Annotated in this window: 16 protein-coding genes, 2 pseudogenes and 3 riboswitches; of the genes and pseudogenes, 10 read left to right on the top strand and 8 right to left on the bottom strand. The window is 43.4% G+C overall.

The genetic code is table 11. From position 1 onward, the window contains the following. The first annotated feature begins 34 nt into the window (after positions 1-34). Both AAHT65_RS05335 and AAHT65_RS05330 read left to right on the top strand, forming a co-directional pair. Positions 35-322 (top strand): hypothetical protein, encoded by a 288-nt coding sequence (locus AAHT65_RS05335; protein ID WP_315916157.1) that lies wholly within the window; start codon positions 35-37, stop codon positions 320-322. 149 nt (positions 323-471) lie between these two features. Then, positions 472-1,149: a DUF3298 and DUF4163 domain-containing protein gene (locus AAHT65_RS05330; protein ID WP_061572099.1), complete on the top strand. Its 678-nt coding sequence runs from the start codon at positions 472-474 to the stop codon at positions 1,147-1,149. A gap of 53 nt (positions 1,150-1,202) precedes the next feature. Here the strand turns inward: AAHT65_RS05330 and AAHT65_RS05325 are convergent, their stop codons facing one another. Next, on the bottom strand, positions 1,203-2,396 hold the full coding sequence (locus AAHT65_RS05325) for a NupC/NupG family nucleoside CNT transporter (protein WP_094233010.1): 1,194 nt from the start codon (positions 2,394-2,396) through the stop codon (positions 1,203-1,205). A 127-nt stretch (positions 2,397-2,523) separates the two neighbouring features. Continuing rightward, a riboswitch (purine riboswitch) is annotated at positions 2,524-2,625 on the bottom strand. 629 nt (positions 2,626-3,254) lie between these two features. On the opposite strand from AAHT65_RS05325, the pseudogene AAHT65_RS05320 reads away from it, so the two are divergent. The 6 genes and pseudogenes from AAHT65_RS05320 (at position 3,255) to AAHT65_RS05295 (ending at position 9,504) form a co-directional block, all read left to right on the top strand. Further along, positions 3,255-4,060, top strand: a pseudogene (locus AAHT65_RS05320) (methyltransferase domain-containing protein). 263 nt (positions 4,061-4,323) lie between these two features. Continuing rightward, a complete protein-coding gene (locus AAHT65_RS05315) occupies positions 4,324-5,769 on the top strand; it encodes a GntP family permease (RefSeq protein WP_343311089.1) in 1,446 nt (481 codons plus the stop codon). A 24-nt stretch (positions 5,770-5,793) separates the two neighbouring features. Beyond that, positions 5,794-6,498 carry a CoA transferase subunit A gene (locus AAHT65_RS05310; protein WP_315916154.1) on the top strand — a complete coding sequence of 235 codons (705 nt, stop codon included), beginning with the start codon at positions 5,794-5,796 and terminating at the stop codon, positions 6,496-6,498. Between the two features lie 17 nt (positions 6,499-6,515). Beyond that, complete coding sequence (locus AAHT65_RS05305) at positions 6,516-7,178, top strand: 3-oxoacid CoA-transferase subunit B (RefSeq protein ID WP_010790371.1); 663 nt, start codon at positions 6,516-6,518, stop codon at positions 7,176-7,178. A gap of 11 nt (positions 7,179-7,189) precedes the next feature. After that, positions 7,190-7,975, top strand: a complete 786-nt coding sequence (locus AAHT65_RS05300) for a 3-hydroxybutyrate dehydrogenase (RefSeq protein ID WP_094233007.1) — start codon at positions 7,190-7,192, stop codon at positions 7,973-7,975. 131 nt (positions 7,976-8,106) lie between these two features. After that, on the top strand, positions 8,107-9,504 hold the full coding sequence (locus AAHT65_RS05295) for a sigma-54 interaction domain-containing protein (RefSeq protein WP_063638243.1): 1,398 nt from the start codon (positions 8,107-8,109) through the stop codon (positions 9,502-9,504). 54 nt (positions 9,505-9,558) lie between these two features. Here the strand turns inward: AAHT65_RS05295 and AAHT65_RS05290 are convergent, their stop codons facing one another. The 6 genes and pseudogenes from AAHT65_RS05290 to AAHT65_RS05265 form a co-directional block, all read right to left on the bottom strand. After that, positions 9,559-10,698 carry a 5-methyltetrahydropteroyltriglutamate--homocysteine S-methyltransferase gene (locus AAHT65_RS05290; RefSeq protein WP_343311088.1) on the bottom strand — a complete coding sequence of 380 codons (1,140 nt, stop codon included), beginning with the start codon at positions 10,696-10,698 and terminating at the stop codon, positions 9,559-9,561. A gap of 74 nt (positions 10,699-10,772) precedes the next feature. Next, a riboswitch (SAM riboswitch) is annotated at positions 10,773-10,859 on the bottom strand. 80 nt (positions 10,860-10,939) lie between these two features. Next, positions 10,940-11,416, bottom strand: coding sequence for an LURP-one-related/scramblase family protein (locus AAHT65_RS05285; RefSeq protein ID WP_208618331.1), 477 nt, complete (start codon positions 11,414-11,416; stop codon positions 10,940-10,942). 159 nt (positions 11,417-11,575) lie between these two features. Then, the gene (locus AAHT65_RS05280) at positions 11,576-11,761 is read right to left on the bottom strand and encodes a hypothetical protein (protein ID WP_003326309.1); all 186 of its coding nucleotides are present in this window, start codon (positions 11,759-11,761) and stop codon (positions 11,576-11,578) included. Between the two features lie 537 nt (positions 11,762-12,298). Then, entirely contained in the window at positions 12,299-12,505 is a 207-nt protein-coding gene (locus AAHT65_RS05275; protein ID WP_343311087.1) for a hypothetical protein, read from the bottom strand. Positions 12,506-12,869: 364 nt separating this feature from the next. Continuing rightward, positions 12,870-14,102, bottom strand: a complete 1,233-nt coding sequence (gene pepT / locus AAHT65_RS05270; protein ID WP_061669003.1) for a peptidase T — start codon at positions 14,100-14,102, stop codon at positions 12,870-12,872. Positions 14,103-14,151: 49 nt separating this feature from the next. Further along, positions 14,152-14,253 (bottom strand): annotated as a pseudogene (locus AAHT65_RS05265) (DNA-binding response regulator); the annotation flags it as partial. A gap of 130 nt (positions 14,254-14,383) precedes the next feature. On the opposite strand from AAHT65_RS05265, the gene galE reads away from it, so the two are divergent. After that, positions 14,384-15,403 (top strand): UDP-glucose 4-epimerase GalE, encoded by a 1,020-nt coding sequence (gene galE, locus AAHT65_RS05260; protein WP_094233003.1) that lies wholly within the window; start codon positions 14,384-14,386, stop codon positions 15,401-15,403. Positions 15,404-15,475: 72 nt separating this feature from the next. Here galE and AAHT65_RS05255 read toward each other — a convergent pair whose 3' ends face one another. Next, entirely contained in the window at positions 15,476-16,015 is a 540-nt protein-coding gene (locus AAHT65_RS05255; protein WP_343311505.1) for a DUF4352 domain-containing protein, read from the bottom strand. Between the two features lie 411 nt (positions 16,016-16,426). Further along, a riboswitch (guanidine-I (ykkC/yxkD leader) is annotated at positions 16,427-16,529 on the top strand. 69 nt (positions 16,530-16,598) lie between these two features. On the opposite strand from AAHT65_RS05255, the gene AAHT65_RS05250 reads away from it, so the two are divergent. Continuing rightward, positions 16,599-17,435, top strand: coding sequence for a YitT family protein (locus tag AAHT65_RS05250; RefSeq protein ID WP_003326319.1), 837 nt, complete (start codon positions 16,599-16,601; stop codon positions 17,433-17,435). Positions 17,436-17,603 lie beyond the last annotated feature (168 nt).

Below are 17,603 nucleotides of genomic sequence, written 5' to 3'. Positions count from 1 at the left end.
AGAACAAGATACTTTTGTGTAAGGAGCAGAAAAAATGAACGAAAAACAGCTCGCCGAGTATTACGAACGCGATGAAAATATGATGATTTTAGTATTTGCCCAATGGTGTGTAAATAACGACCTTGATCCCTTGGAGCTATACCAAAAAGCGTATCCGCAGCAAAAATTGAATGAAAGCCTGAAAAAAACCGTTGATGAACTGGTCGTGCCGAAAGCTGAATCAGAACGCGTTCCGGATCAGTCCGTCCTCGCCGTTCTTGAAATGTTCGGCAACTCTGATTTGGCTGAGGCTGTTCAAGAAGCGATTGCCGCAAGACCATAAAGAGACACGGAGTCATCTGTGTCTCTTTTTTGTGCGAAAAATTACTCATTTAGACCTAGAAACTTCTTTTCAGCTTCGCGGGTCTATAAAGTGTACCTTTTCTAAAAAAGGGAAACATAAAAAGGAAAAAAATAAAGGAGGCAAAAGAAATGAACAAATGTTTGAAAGCATCCGCCGCAGTGATTACGGTTATGCTGTTCATGGCGATGTTCGCAGGCGGGGCAGCCCCTTCGGCACAAGCGGCGCAAGCGAAAAAACCGTCCGTCACCAGCCATACGTACAAAAACATCAAGGAATTAACGTATCCCCAGGTGAAAAACACAGGCAATGCGTCTTTCGAAAAGAAAATCAATCAAGAGTTTAAAAACTATATCCAAGCCTCACATCAAGAATATGTAAAAAATAAAAAAGACGGGGAAAAACAAGGCTACAAAACCGAATACCAAACTGCGTTTGAAGTGAAATATAACAATGCCGGCAAGCTGAGCATCCAGACGGAAAATTATATTTATTCAGGAGGCGCCCACGGTTTAACCGCAGTTCAATCTTTCAACTATGACCTTCAAGCCGGTAAACGAGTAACACTGAACGGTGTGCTGAATTCAAAAGCCAAAATGGATAAAACGAAAGAGTATCTGTATCACTATATCAAAAACCATGATACCCTATTTGATCCGAACGTGAAGAAGAAGGATATCGTTCTTACGAAAGACACTCCGTTTTACTTCACAACAGAGGGAATCGCCATAGTATTCCAACAGTATGAATTAGGGCCATACGCCGCTGGAATCCGGGACGTGCGAGTGCCTTACTCTGTTTTTCAATAGAGTATTCATATAAAAAAAGCCATATCACCCGCATAGGTGATATGGCTTTTCATTTACCACACAAACAATCCGACAATCGCAGCGCTTAATAAGGATACCGCGATTCCGCTGACGAGCAGCTTCCATACGTTTTTTCCGATAATGGTGGATTTTTCACCGTCAAGGATCGAGTTGTACGTTCCGTAGATCATACCGACTGTGCTGAAGTTGGCAAATGACGTCAGGAATGTCGTCGCCACCGCAATGGTATGAGGCGGAAGCGTATCGAGATTCTGTTTCAGGTCAATCATCGCGACAAACTCATTCGTTGCCAATTTCATCCCCATCAGCTGGGCGACATACATCGCGTCGTGTACTGGCAATCCAAATAGAAACGCGAAAGGACTGAAGAGGTAAGCAAAAATCGTCTGGATCGTCAGACCGTGAACAAAAACGCCGAGAATTCCATTTACCGCCGAAGTTAAGGCCACATACCCGATGACCATTGCCAAGATCACGATGACCATGTTCATTCCGACAAGCATGCTGTTAGAAATCGTAGAGAAAAAGTCTTTCTTCTCTTCTTTCGGCGGTGTATAGATGATGTCTTCATCTTCAGGAACATGCACAGGGTTCAGCAGGTTTGCGATAACCAGTGCGTTTAAGCAGTTTAAAGGAATCGCTGTAAACACATATGTCGCGGGAACCATGGAAAGGTAAGATCCAATAATGGAGCCGCTGATGCTGCTCATGCTCATTAATCCGAATGTGAGCAGGCGGTTGCCGTTTAAGACGGCGAGCTGCTGGCGAATAACCGCCAGTGCTTCTGTATTTCCTAAAAACATCATTTGAATGGAGAAAAAGCTTTCTAATTTCGGCAAGCGAGAAGCTTTGGATATCACCCAGCCAATTTTATCAATCAGCCAAGGCAAAATGCCGAAGTATGTTAAAATATCAAAAAATGTCACAATGAAAATAATTGGAAGAAGTGCGCTGAAGAAAAAGTCTACCGTTTCATTTGCCATCACAGAAGGGAAAGCAAATGCGATACCGTCGCTGGCGCAAGAAATCAGCCACGTGAAGAAATTTCCAATTTGTCCGATGACCCAGCTGCCGATTTTTGTTCCCAGCATAAACCAAGTAATGAGCAATTCCAGAACAATCAGTGTAATGATCGGACGCCACTTGATTTTCTTTTTCTGCGGGGAACATAGGAAAACGATTGCCATAATCACAATAAGACCGACAAGATTTAATAAAAAGTACATGATAGCAACTCCTATGAAGTTTATTATGGAAACAAAAAAAGCTCTTATTCATCACAAATTCTGGAAATGCAGAAAGCGTGAAAAATAAGAGCAAACAGAAAAGAACTTGTCCTTTTCAACTCGTTCGAATTTATTCAAACTCCCTTGTAGTCTAGTTTTTTACGGTTACTAGGTAGAAACAATCAGACCTTATTACTGATTATATACAAGAATGTCTTTTTTCTAAGATGATAGCAGTATTTTATCCTTTCAATTTTTTAAAATCAACCTTTTTGGGTATTTTCAAAATAATAAATTATTAATCTATAACCGGAGAAAATAAAGGGAAAACGTTTGAGATTGTTATGCTGAAATGACTTTGTGATGAAGTGAAAAAGCCGTTCAGTCAAAAAAGAAAACTTTCCGTATGCTGACCAATTCATTCAACTGGCGGAAGAAGGCAGATGACAAACACCTGATGATACGGCCGAGTGATTAACCGACCTGCTTCTCAGTGAAGAATTTGGAAGTCAGACTGTTATAGAGGATCTCTGGTTCCTGTTTCTTGATGATTGAGTTTAATTTAAGAGCTTGCTATGATAAATTTGGGCTTAGCGCCTAACTTTAAAATGCAAAGGAGCACCTCCTCTATGATTATCCAATTCATTCGTTACAGATAGTAAGAGGTATAGATGATTTTCATCCGAGTCATATTTTTTTTCACGATATGGCGCGGGTTTATTTGTCTATGCCTTTTTCATTTATCTAAAAACGAATGAATGAGGTGTTTTTTTGTCTGCAATCAGTAAAAAATTAAAACGAGCGGCATATATAAGTAAATGTGAATCTATATTTAAATGTCCGATATGCAGTTCTCCAATGAAGCTATGGGAATGTAAGAGTTTAGTATGTACCATCACAGGCATACGTTTGATTTGACGAAGCAAGGGTATGTCAATTTCCTGAAGAAACCGGTAAAAAGCCGTTATGGAACGGAACTTTTCGAAGCGAGAAGGAAGCTGATGTCAGAAAGCGATTTTTTCGCTCCTCTTCTTCAGGCGATAGCCAATATCATCATCAGCCGGCAAGCCCGTAAAGAGTCATTAACGATCTTGGATATGGGATGCGGAGAAGGCTCGCATTTATCTGCGCTGTCCGACCGCATAAGTTTTGAACTCGGGAAACCCGTGACAGCAGCCGGTATTGATATCTCGAAGGAAGGGATCCTGACGGCCTCCAAGAATTTAGATGATAAGATTTGGGCGGTAGCTGATTTGGCTGATACGCCGTTTCAAGACAGGCAATTTGATGTGATCCTTTCCATTTTTTCGCCCTCCAATTATGCGGAATGCAGCAGGCTCCTGAATGAAGGCGGACTCATGATAAAGGTTTTGCCTCAACGTGATTATTTAAAAGAGCTCAGGCAATATTTCTTTGCAGATACAGAGAAGCATACGTACTCGAATACAGGAATGATTGACCGTTTCATTCAGAATCATCAAGTTGTGAATCAAGAGAGGCTGCGTTATACAAAGAACCTCAGCCAACCAGCCCTTGAATCACTCGTTCAAATGACTCCTTTAACATGGTCAAGTTCTAAGGTGAAAATCAATCAGTTCCTGCAAAAAGAATCAGCCGATATAACGGTTGATGCAGATATCTTAGTCGGAAGCAAACAGATGTAGGTGAAAAAGAGGCAGTCCATAGAACGGGGCTGCCTTTTCATTCCGTAAATACGGAAATTTCCGATATTCCGGAATGGTTTTCGCCCATTTTCCGAAAATGCGGAACATACAGCGGAATAAAGATCGGAGCGCAACCCAATAAAGCTGTGAAAATAGTAAACGTTTGGCCATCGACGTAAAACTGGCACAGTTTTTGCTTTAATATTAGGCGAAAAAGGTTATTGTAAGCGCTTACTATCTATATACAGAAAAGAGGGGTGTTTGTGGACATTATTATTATTCTTTTGGCATTAGGCTTGCTGATGTTTGTGGCTTATCGGGGTTTTTCCGTGATTTTGTTTGCTCCGATTTGTGCGCTGTTTGCTGTGCTGCTGACAGATCCAAGCTTCGTACTTCCTTTCTTCTCGAATATATTTATGGAGAAAATGGTAGGATTCATTAAGCTGTATTTTCCAGTCTTTCTTCTTGGGGCCATTTTTGGAAAGGTTGTTGAAATGTCCGGGCTCGCTGAGTCGATTGCAAAAACGATCGTCAGGCTTGTGGGGGCGAAAAGAGCTATTCTCGCCATCGTCTTAATGGGTGCGATTTTAACGTACAGCGGTGTCAGCCTCTTCGTCGTGGTTTTTGCCGTCTATCCATTCGCTAAGAACTTATTTAAGGAGGCTGATATCCCGAAGCGCCTGATACCGGGAACGATTGCTCTGGGCGCCTTCACCTTTACGATGGATGCGCTGCCGGGTACGCCGCAGATTCAGAATGTCATCCCGACGACGTTTTTTAAAACAGACATTTATGCGGCTCCCTGGCTCGGACTGATTGGCGCTGCATTTGTGTTGGCTGCTGGGATGCTTTATTTAGAATCCCGGCGCAAAAAAGCTGAGAAAACAGGGGAGGGCTATGCAGGATTCCAATCGGAAATTTCTGCTGCAAAGGAATCCTCAGATCTGGCTGCTGAGAAAAACACGCCAGCTTTGTCGCCAAAGACAGAAACCTGTATCACGAGACAAGTGCTCGCCTTTATTCCGCTTATCCTTGTCGGGGTAATGAACAAATGCTTCACCATGTGGTTTCCTCAATGGTATCCCAATGGATTTGATTTTGCGTCCATCGGCTTGGAGGCGTTTGGAAAAATTGAGCTTTCCTCCGTCGTTGCCATCTGGTCAGTGGAACTGGCGCTGCTGATCGGCATTATCACAACGATTTTGTTCGATTGGAAAAAAGTGCTCGTCAATTTCAAGGAAGGGCTGAATGAGGGGATCGGGGGCGCCTTGCTGGCTTCGATGAATACAGGAGCCGAATACGGATTTGGCGGTGTCATTGCGGCGCTGCCGGGTTTCAAAATGGTCAGCAATGGCATATCGCAGACGTTTACTGATCCGCTTGTCAATGGAGCGGTGACGACCACAACGCTGGCTGGGATTACAGGATCGGCATCAGGCGGAATGGGCATTGCTTTAAGCGCGATGTCAGAAAAATATGTGGAAGCGATCAATACATTTCACATTCCGCCGGAGGTCATGCACCGGGTGATCTCAATGGCGTCCGGCGGGATGGACACTCTTCCGCATAATGGCGCCGTCATTACGCTGCTGGCGGTTACCGGATTAACCCATCGCCAATCATATAAGGATATCTTTGCGATCACCATCATCAAAACAATCGCAGTGTTTGTGATCATCGCCATTTACAGTCTGACGGGCCTTGTGTAAACAAAAAAGAAAGGGGAAGTGAGTATGGGGAAGGGAAAAGTAATGGAGTCGTATAAGGAAGCTGCCGATTTGATCAAGGATGGAGACACTCTCATCGCAGGAGGTTTCGGCCTGTGCGGAATCCCAGAGCAATTAATTCTTGCGATCAGGGACAGCGGGGTAAAAGACTTAACCGTTGTCAGCAATAACTGCGGCGTCGATGACTGGGGATTAGGCCTGCTGCTTGCGAATCAGCAGATCAAAAAAATGGTCGCATCCTATGTGGGAGAAAACAAAATCTTTGAACGGCAATTTTTAAGCGGAGAGCTGGAAGTCGAATTGGTTCCCCAAGGAACGCTGGCCGAAAGAATTCGGGCGGGCGGCGCGGGCATCCCGGGATTTTATACTGCTGCGGGAGTCGGAACAACGGTCGCCGAGGGAAAGGAACATAAAACATTTGACGGACGAACCTATCTATTGGAGAAAGGGATCACAGGGGACGCCGCCATTGTAAAAGCGTGGAAAGCCGATCCGCTGGGCAACCTTGTGTTCAGAAAGACGGCGAGAAACTTCAATCCGCTCGCTGCAATGGCAGGCAAGGTAACGATTGCGGAAGCAGAAGAAATCGTTGATGTCGGAGAGATTGATCCGGATCATATTCATACACCAGGTATCTTTGTGCAGCATGTGCTGCTCGGCACGACTGATGAAAAGCGGATTGAGCGCCGCACCGTTCAACAACAAGCATGATAAAGGAGGCTGATAGAATGAGAGATGCCAGAAAACGAATGATAAAACGGGCTGTAATGGAGATTAAGGACGGAATGAATGTGAATCTGGGGATAGGGATGCCGACGCTTGTAGCCAATGAGATACCGAGTGATTATAACGTTTTGCTTCAGTCGGAAAATGGCTTGCTTGGGATCGGGCCTTACCCGCTGGAAGGAACGGAGGACCCGGATCTGATCAATGCGGGGAAAGAAACCATTACTGAGGTGAAGGGGGCATCGTATTTTGACAGCGCCGAATCCTTTGCCATGATTCGAGGCGGTCATATTGATTTAGCGATCCTCGGCGGGATGGAGGTATCCGAACAAGGGGATTTGGCGAACTGGATGATTCCCGGGAAAATGATCAAAGGAATGGGCGGCGCCATGGATTTGGTCAACGGAGCAAAACGGATTGTTGTCATCATGGAGCACGTCAATAAATATGGAGAATCTAAAGTCAAAAAGGAATGTACGCTGCCGCTGACGGGCAAACAAGTTGTCCATCGGCTGATCACAGATTTGGCAGTATTCGATTTTCACGATGGACAAATGACACTGGCCGAACTGCAGGAAGGCGTGTCTATGGAGGAGGTTTATGAAAAAACGGAAGCTGAATTTACCGTCAGCCAGTCGTTCAAGAATGGAGTCCGACAAGAATAAGGAGGCGCGTGATGAAGTCATTACTTACTGAAAAAGTGGCTCTTGTGACAGGAGCCGCCGGAGGAATCGGATTTGAAATAGCGAAGGAATTCGCCCGCGAAGGAGCCGCCGTCATCATATCTGATGTAAATGAACAGACGGGAGAAGAAGCGGCTGCGAAGCTGAAAGAGGAAGGCTTTGAAGCGGTAAGCATGGCATGCGATGTGACAAATGAAGAGCAAATAGCTGATACACTGCAAACGATTGAGAAACAATTCGGGCGTCTGGATATTCTGGTTAATAATGCGGGCATTCAGCACGTCGCCCCCATTGAGGAATTTCCCACAGACCGTTTTGAAGGGCTCATTCGTGTCATGCTGACCGCGCCTTTTATCGCAATGAAGCATGCTTTTCCCATTATGAAGAAACAGCAATTCGGAAGAATCCTTAATATGGCATCCGTTAACGGATTAATCGGTTTTTCCGGCAAGGCGGCCTACAACAGCGCGAAGCATGGCGTAATCGGCTTAACGAAGGTGGGGGCCCTTGAAGGTGCGTCTGACGGAATCACGGTCAATGCGCTTTGTCCGGGATATGTGGACACCCAGCTTGTCCGCAGCCAGCTGAAGGACCTTTCAGAAACAAGGAATGTTCCGTATGAACGCGTACTGGAGGATGTCATTTTCCCGCTAGTGCCGCAAAAACGTCTTCTTTCAGTTAAGGAAATTGCTGATTATGCGGTATTTTTGGCCAGCGACAAAGCGAAAGGAGTCACCGGCCAGGCCGTTGTGCTTGATGGCGGTTATACCGCTCAATAAACATAAGCTTCTCTTGATTTCATGGAAAGGCCTCGTTTATGATAACAATATATGAAAGTGCTTACATTTCCTTTTTCCGGCAAGGCGGCGGAAAGAAATACAGTTCTTTGATATAAAAGGGACGGGGTGCGATGAAACATACTATTAAAACATTGCCTTATGAATGGCTCGATGAAATCATCAATCTTGCAGCGGAATGTATCGTTGTGGTGGATCATGAGGGGAAAATCCTCTACATCAATGCGGCGTACTGCGAATTTCTGAAAACAAGAGAGCAAGAAGCACTCGGAAAACCTGTTCAGGATATCATTGAAAATTCAAGAATGCACATTGTGGCGAAAACGGGGCAGACAGAGGTAGCGGCCATTCATCCGATTAACGGAAGCGAAATGATTGCGAACAGATACCCGCTGTATGTGAATCAGCAGCTTGTTGGAGCGGTTGGTACAGTCATGTTCCGCAATCCTCAAGAATGGATGGACTACTCCAAGAAAATCAAGCCTCTTTTGGAGGAGCTCAAATATTATAAAAACAAATATGAAAAAGAGCTGTACAGCAAATATCATTTTGGTGATTTAATCGGGAACAGCCGTCCCTTTATGGAAGCAAAAACGCTTGCGGAGCGGGTTTCTGACAGCCAGTCAGCCGTCTTGCTTTTGGGTGAATCCGGGACCGGAAAAGAGCTGTTTGCCCACGCCATTCACCAAAACAGCCGTCGCCGGTACGCTCCCTTCCTGCGAGTAAACTGTGCTTCTATCCCTGAACACTTATTTGAATCCGAAATTTTCGGCTATGAAGAAGGCTCATTTACGGGAGCGAAAAAAGGCGGGAAAAAAGGAAAGTTTGAACTGGCTCATCAAGGAAGCATTTTTCTTGATGAAATCGGGGATCTGCCGTTACAAATGCAAAGCAAGCTGCTGCGTGTCCTGCAGGAGAAGGAAATTGAACGAATCGGCGGCAGAAGTCCGATACCGATCGATGTGCGCGTAATTGCGGCGACACATCGCGATCTGGAGCAAATGGTGCAAGAAGGGAAGTTTCGTCAGGATCTATATTACCGGCTGAATGTGATTAACATCCAGATTCCCTCTTTAAAAGAACGGTTAGAGGATATCGTTCCGATCGCCAGACTGTTAGTCAAGAAACTGGAGCGGAAGTTTGACCGTTATGGACTAGAGCTTTCCGACGGAGCTATAGAAGAATTGCAGTGCTATTCCTGGCCGGGGAATATAAGAGAATTGGAAAATGTGCTGGAACGGGCGGTCAACGTACTGGATGGGAGGCTGATTGGTCCGGAACACCTGAATCTGCCACGCAAACCGGATGGAGAAGAAAGGCAGCGCCGTCCATTGAAAACAGGCAAAAATCAAGCGGTCAAACCTTTAAAGGAGGCAATCGCAGAGGCGGAAAAGAAGGCGATAACAGAAGCGCTTGTGATAAGCTGCGGAAATAAAGCGGAGGCTGCAAAGCTGTTGCGGATTGGGAAAACAAGTCTGTACGAGAAATGCAAAGCATATCAGATTGATTAGTTTGATACCCACTAAAAAAGACACACAATTGATGTGTGTCTTTTTCACTTTATATTACTTCCAAACATCCTTTGCAATCTCCACAACATGGCGCAATTTAGCCCATTGCTGCTCTTCCGTCAGCAGGTTTCCTTCTTCTGTGGAGGCAAAACCGCACTGCGGGCTGAGTGAGAGCTGATTTAAACCAACATAGCGTGACGCTTCTTCAATCCGGCGTTTGATAACATCCGGGTTTTCCAATTCTCCATATTTCGAAGTCACCAAGCCTAAGACAAGCTGAAGGTCAGGACGCTTTACATAACGGAGCGGTTCAAAGCCGCCAGAGCGGGAATCATCATATTCTAAGAAAAGCCCGTCAAGATTTAAACCGTCAAAAATCGTTTCTGCCGCTGCGTCATAACCGCCTTCAGCCGTCCAAGTTGATTGGAAGTTGCCGCGGCAAATGTGCATGGTGACAGTCAAATCATCCGGACGGTCGGCAACTGCATCATTAATTGATTTTGCAAACAACTGTCGCAGCTCGTCAGGTGTTTTGCCGAATGCCTCAATTTGCTTTTTCCCTTGTTCCGATAAGAAGACCGCCCACGCCGTGTCATCAAGCTGAAGATAACGGCAGCCTGCATCGTAAAAAGCTTGAATCGCTTTTTTATAGGCGAGCGACAAATCATGCTGGAACGCTTCGTAATCATTTTGATATGAATCTTTTTCCACTTTCCCTCTAAAAAACAGCATATTCGGACTTGGAATTGTCATTTTCGGTGTCGCGTCGCCGGCGATACTATGCAGAAATTTATAATCTTCCAGCATCGGATGGTTCGTAAAGTCTATATCTCCGGTCACTTTGATCCCGCGGGGCTTTGTTTTGACATTGTGGAATTGGATGCCGCTTTCCGGCTTAAAGCCTTCTACGCCGTCCAAGTTCTCAAGAAAATCGAAATGCCACCACGCACGGCGGAATTCACCATCCGTCACGACCTTCATCCCGGTTTCTTTTTGTTTTTTAACGATTCGGATAATTTCATCGTTTTCAATTTGGCGAAGCTGTTCTGCGGTAATATCACCGGCTGCCTTCTGGAGACGCGCTTTCTTCACTGGCTCTGAACGCAAAAGGCTTCCGACTTGATCCGCGCGAAATGGCGGCTTTTTCCGCTGAAGAGATTGATGTTGTTCTGTTGAAGCTGCTTGCTGTGACATAGATTATTCCTTCTTTCCGTTTTAAAGTAAAAAGCTCTCCCTTTAGTAAGGAAGAGCTTGAGTTCACAATCTCAACCTTATCTACAGGATTTAGCACCATTCTGTTAAACAGCGGTTGCCGGGTATCATCGGGCCAGTCCCTCCACCTCTCTTGATAAGGAAAATCGTTATATGAAATTGTTTTCAATAATCTTAATATTATTATTTTTTATTAAATTGTCAATATTTTTTGGGGAATTTCTTAATTTTCATCTTCAAATAACACCATATCCAGCACAATTGCGATTGCGAGACAAAGCACGTGATCCTCTTCATTCGGAATCTGCAAATGGTAGGAATCACCCCAGCTTAGCCACTTTTTACTGACTGACATCCGACTATCTTTACCGTCCGTCACTTGAAAGTCCTGATTCCACAAATCACCGTCAATGGTCCAATCGAGCTTTGATATCTCAAACTTCGGCTTGAAAAATGTTAATTTTTTCGTCACCTCGCAAACCGTTTCACCGTTTATTGAAATCTCATACCGGGGCAGAAAAGACATAAGTTTTTGATCAATTTCAGCGATCGGATTTCCGTCCATATCTGTAATCTGTAACTGATCTCCAAATGAAAAGAAACTCCCTTCGACCCGGTACACCTCGTTCTCGTTTTGGTCATATACCTTAAATTGATCCTTAAATGAAAAAATCCGTTCTTTCATATATAAGTCCACTATAAGAAGTCTCCTTTTTGATGATCTTGTATCTTTACGGAAGCTGGCGGTGAAAAGTTTCATTTAAGAAGGAGAAAAAAGCAAGGGGGCGGAGCCAAGGGAGAACGATATAAAAAAAGATCAAGGCTGCAGAAATGTTCCCCGCAGCCTTGAATATATGTTTTATGAAAGCGGAAGCTGCCGTTTTTGACGGATGGCGTCCAAGTCGATTAAATTGTTAGGCGCAGAAGCAGATACAGGAGCAGGTGCTGTGGCCAGAGGACTTGTCTTTTGTGTTTTGCGTCGATTGTCCTTGCTGAATGAATAAAGCAGATAACCGCATAACGCAATGATAATAGATAGAATCATGTTACATACCTCCCAAAAAAGTTTTGGTGTTACTTATTGTACGAATAAAAGAGTGAAAAGTATTCAAAAAATTATAACTTTTCGAAAAAAATAATTGCGTGAAAAACAATTTGGAAATAAAATACTGACATTTCCTAGGGGTTGAGTTGAAAGTCTTGTGTCATATTGTCTATATAGATTCTATCGACTGGAAAATAAATAAGTTTACATGACTTTTACCCTGTTTTTAAATAATTCAAATTAACCATTTTTGATTGGGGACCGATGGGACACGCTTGATTGGTTTATACCCCAATTTCTAGGCCGGTATGCAAAAAAACCCGATTTGGAGAACATCCGCATTGTTTCCAAGTTTCAGGCCGTTATACATATATCGCTGAGGTTTTTGACATTGAATGTTGTTTCGCAGGATTTGGAGATGCACCGCGTTGCAAAATCTGTTTATCTTATGATTTATTGCATTAAAAAAATGAGCAGAAAACTAATCACTGTAACCATACAAACTTTAAGCCTTTAAAAAAAACTTTTCTGTTTTATTTAAAAGATTAAAAGAGAGCTTGAATTCCTAGGAGCAAATTCAAAGCCGCGAAAAGCAAATTGCGTGAATAACCCAACGTCAATAAGATAAAACCTGCCATGATCGTCCATTATTTTTTTGAATTCTGTTTTCGCCTCATCAGTTGAAGAAATAGAAACTGCTTCTGCAGCCAATTCTCTCTTTAAAAGGTAAAATAACAGCGTCAAACATATGATTTCCTCCGTTTAAAATGTAGATATATGTAATGATGCTTGCTTACAAAGTGGTATAGTTCAGCGGGAATAGGAGGGATTCGATAAGGCTAAGAACTTTTTTCGATAATAAGACTTTAGAATAATCGTTTAAACAGTCTCCTGATTTTTTTAAATGGGTTTCCTTTTGTTTTCATCTTAAATGTTTTGGCTATTATCATTTTTTTCTTAAGGTCTTTTGCGACAGTGCCTCTTGTCATCGTCCTTCACTCCTCTTATATTGTTGATACTTTATTTACGGGAGGACACCGATACAAGTTTCATTTTTTTGCAATAAAAAACCAAAACGAACAAATCGCTTTGGTTTTTCGATACTGACTTATGCTTGTTCTTCAAACAGCTTTACAATTTCCACAATGACATTCACAGCCTTCACCATGTTTTCAGCAGAAATATATTCGAATTTCCCGTGGAAATTTTCTCCGCCTGTGAAGATATTAGGTGTCGGGAGGCCCATGTAGGAAAGCTGAGACCCGTCTGTTCCGCCTCGGATCGGGGAGATTTTCGGCTCGATGCCCAAGTTTTCCATCGCTTGCCGGGCGGTGTCAACGATTTCTTTGACAGGTTCGATTTTTTCCCTCATGTTGTAGTATTGGTCGTTCATGTCGAGAATGATTCGATCTTTTCCGTATTGGTTTCTCAAGTCACTGACAATGCGTTCCATCTCTGCTTTTCTATTGTTGAAGCCTTCCTTGTCGAAGTCTCTAATGATGTAATGAAGTTTTGTTTCTTCTACATCACCTTGGATAGAAAGCAGGTGATAGAAGCCCTCGTAGCCTTCTGTTGATTCTGGCGCTTCTTCTTCCGGAAGCATCCGATTCAGCTCCATTGCAATTTTAGCGGAGTTTATCATTTTTCCTTTGGCTGTGCCGGGGTGGACGTTGTTGCCTTTCACGGTAATTTTCGCAGCTGCTGCGTTAAAGCTTTCGTATTCCAATTCACCGAGCGGGCCGCCGTCTACTGTGTAGGCGAAGGACGAATTGAACCGTTTGACGTCAAATTTATGTGGGCCTCTGCCGATTTCTTCGTCAGGCGTGAAAGCCACTCTGATGGTTCCGTGTTTGATTTCCGGGTGTTTGATGAGGTAATCCATGGCAGTCATAATTTCGGCAATGCCGGCTTTGTTGTCGGCGCCGAGAAGCGTTGTGCCGTCTGTTGTGATCAATGTATGGCCTTTATAGCCGGGGAGCTCCGGAAATTGATCGGGTGACAGGATGACTTGCAATTCTTCATTCAGGACAATGTCTTTTCCATCGTAGTCTTCAACAATCTGCGGATTTACATGCTTGCCGGTAAAGTCCGTTGCGGTATCAACATGAGCCAGAAATCCGATTGTCGGTACGTTTTTTTCTGTATTGGACGGAAGGGTTGCCATGACGTAGCCGTTCTCATCGATGGCGGCCTCTTCCATGCCGATTGACTTGAGTTCCTCAACGAGCATGTTCGCCAATGTCAGCTGTCCGGGGGTGGATGGGCATGTGTCATTGTTTTCATTGGATTGCGTGTCGACCTTTACATATGTAGTGAACCGTTCAATGATTTCATTCTTCATTTCCAATCATCTCCTTTTTCTTATTTTATCACGGCGGGATGAGGCAATGCTATTTTACGATTCCGTTCCTTATTACAAAAACGACAGCCTGTGTCCGGTCTTGTGCATCGCATTTTTGCAAAATGCGATGGACGTGGGTTTTTACGGTGGAAAAGTATAGGGGCAGGTTGTGAAATATGAAGAAACCATGAAGAAACTATTAAACTTTTGGAAAAGCGATGTGACCCGTTTCAAAAAACTATATAATGATTACAATTCATCCAATAGGGAGGCTATAAATCATGGCGATACTTGTAACAGGCGGAGCAGGCTATATCGGCAGTCATACATGTGTGGAATTATTGAATAGCGGCTATGATATCGTTGTTTTGGACAACCTTTCAAATAGCTCGGCGGAAGCGTTGAATCGGGTGCGGGAGATTACCGGAAAAGATTTGACTTTCTATGAAGCGGATCTGCTTGATCGTGAAGCGGTAGATACTGTTTTTGCAGAAAATCATATTGAAGCCGTTATCCATTTTGCAGGATTAAAAGCTGTCGGGGAATCTGTTGCGATCCCGCTCAAATACTATCATAACAATTTGACCGGAACCTTTATTTTATGCGAAGTCATGGAGAAATACGGAGTAAAGAAAATCGTGTTCAGTTCGTCAGCGACAGTTTACGGTGTGCCGGAAACCTCACCGATTACTGAAGATTTCCCATTGGGTGCGACGAATCCTTACGGGCAGACAAAGTTAATGCTGGAACAGATTTTGCGTGATGTGCATAAGGCTGATGCGGAATGGAGCGTTGCTTTGCTGCGTTACTTTAACCCATTTGGCGCGCATCCAAGCGGACGTATCGGGGAGGACCCTAACGGTATCCCGAATAACTTAATGCCTTATGTGGCGCAGGTAGCCGTCGGCAATCTGGATCAATTAAGCGTATTCGGCAACGACTATCCGACCAAAGACGGCACGGGCGTTCGGGATTACATCCATGTCGTCGATCTAGCGGAAGGCCATGTCAAAGCGCTTGAAAAAGTATTGAACTCCACAGGCGCCGATGCCTACAACCTAGGTACGGGAACAGGCTACAGCGTGCTTGAAATGGTCAAAGCTTTTGAAAAGGTGTCAGGGAAAGACGTGCCGTACCGATTCGCCGACCGTCGCCCGGGAGACATCGCGACATGCTTTGCAGACCCGTCAAAAGCCAAGAAAGAATTAGATTGGGAAGCGAAAAGAGGATTGGAAGAAATGTGTGCCGATTCATGGAGATGGCAGTCTTTGAATGTGAATGGGTACAAGGTGGTTAAATAAGATGGAGGCCTTCTCTTTTGAGGAGGTCTTTTTTAATAAAAATAGGGTGCCTTTTTGGCACCCTATTTGTCATTATTTAATTTTAACTACAACGTCATTGCTGAATTTAAGTGACCAAGTTCCTGTTGAATAGGCGTCCTTGTCAATTTCAAATGCTTTGACACCAGTCTCTTTAATATTTGGATTTAATTTACTAAGGATTTTGGAGTTATTCACTTTTGTTTCTGCAGCGTAACTTCCAGTAGCGTCAATATCTGAATCATACTCTGTTCCTTCTGAATCGACTAGTTTAATAGTTGGGATCGAAAATGAGCTTAACGGCTTTTTGGATACGTTTTTGATCGTGTATTGAACGGCAACTAAAACTCCGCCATCGGTTGCTTTTTTTTCAATAAACTGTGAACCTACTGAATCACGTTCTTCTACTTTAGTCACGGATACTTCAGTTTTTTCTGTTTTTACTGTATCGCCAACATTATAAGTTTTCTCTTTTTCTTCCTGACTGCTGCTGCCTGTTTTAGTTGATGCTTCAGAGCTTCCGCCGCCGCCCAGGTTTGAAATAATAATAATGACGACAACTGCAAGAATAAACGTGATAATTTTATGTCTCATAAAAAAGTTACGCTGATCCTTACCGCAATTCGGACACTTCTTTACTCCCTTTGCAATCTCTTGACTGCAAGCTTTACAAGGTGCTAGTTTACCTGCCATGATTTTTCCTCCTATGTAAGTAACTGTTTAAAACATATGTACTATAATGCCTATATATTTACACCTAGTCAATACAAAAATATAAAATTATATATTTTTTCGACATTTTATAGATCTTTTTTCTTGTAAAGTGAAGACTTTTTATAGTATCGGCTTTGTCATCTATTTGTTTAATAAATAATACTTTTTTTCTATTTTTAGCGTACATGTCTCAATTTGTTTAAGTGATTGTCATTCTTTTGCAAATAACACTTGATTGAAGGCGGTAAGTCCCTTATAATGCTGGAAGGTGAACAAGAATATATACTGAAAAAAGTGGTTTTCTAGGGTTCCGCAATGCAAAATTGGTCTGGACCGAGAGAAAACACATAACAGTCTGGCTGTTATGACACGGTGGGATAAAAGCCCAGGAGTTTCTGCTCTTTTGTGAGAGCGTACTCCTGGGTTTTTTTGTTGATACTATCTGAAGGAGGAGTGTTTTGTGATGAAAAAGAAAATGCTTGATGTGCTGATGCTTGTGATTGGCGCTTTTTTCTTCGCGCTTGCTGTGAATTTATTCGCGATTCCCAATGACCTTGGGGAAGGCGGCGTTACTGGGATTACGCTGATTTTGTACTATGTGTTTCAATGGTCTCCCGGGGTGACAAACTTTATATTAAACGCTTTTCTGCTATTGATCGGATATAAATTTCTCGACGGGAAAACTACGGTTTATACGATTATCGCCGTGGCAGCAAACTCGCTTTTTCTGCATTTGACACACGGGTGGAGCACACCGTCTGATGAGCTGATCATTAACACAATTTTCGCAGGAGTGTTTGCGGGTGTCGGGATCGGCATGATCATTCGGGTCGGCGGCACAACAGCCGGTTCTGCGATTCTGGCCAGAATTGCTAATAAATATTTAGATTGGAATATCAGTTACGCGCTGCTCTTTTTCGATTTAATCGTTGTCTTCAGCTCTTATTTTATTATTGGTGCGGAAAAAATGATGTTTACGATTGTGATGCTGTACATCGGAACGAAAGTGATGGACTTCATTATTGAAGGCCTGAATACAAAAAAAGCGATTACTGTCATTTCGGAAAATAAAGGTGAAATAGCAGAGCAGGTCAATAAGCTGATGGACCGGGGCGTCACTATTTTGTCAGGAAAGGGGAACTATACGGGCCAGTCAAAAGAAATTTTGTACATCGTCATTAATAAACAGGAGCTTTCTATGCTGAAGAAAATCATCAGAAGCTGTGACAAAAAAGCGTTTGTGATCGTTCATGACGTGCGCGATGTGTTTGGTGAAGGGTTTGTGGATATTTCAAAATAAGGAGGTCCCTCTGCGCAGATGCAGAGGGATCTATTTGTTTAGAACGGATATGTGCGGTATTGCTTCTGTATCGAAATCCATTTCGTCTCAATTCATGCATATCCTCTTTATTGCCGTTGCAGTAAACGAAAGAGGGCCATCTCATGCGAAAAAGAAGCTGGAGAACAT

The organism is Bacillus atrophaeus, from assembly GCF_039519175.1.
Lineage (GTDB): Bacteria > Bacillota > Bacilli > Bacillales > Bacillaceae > Bacillus > Bacillus atrophaeus.
This window is presented reverse-complemented; position numbering and strand designations above follow the sequence as displayed.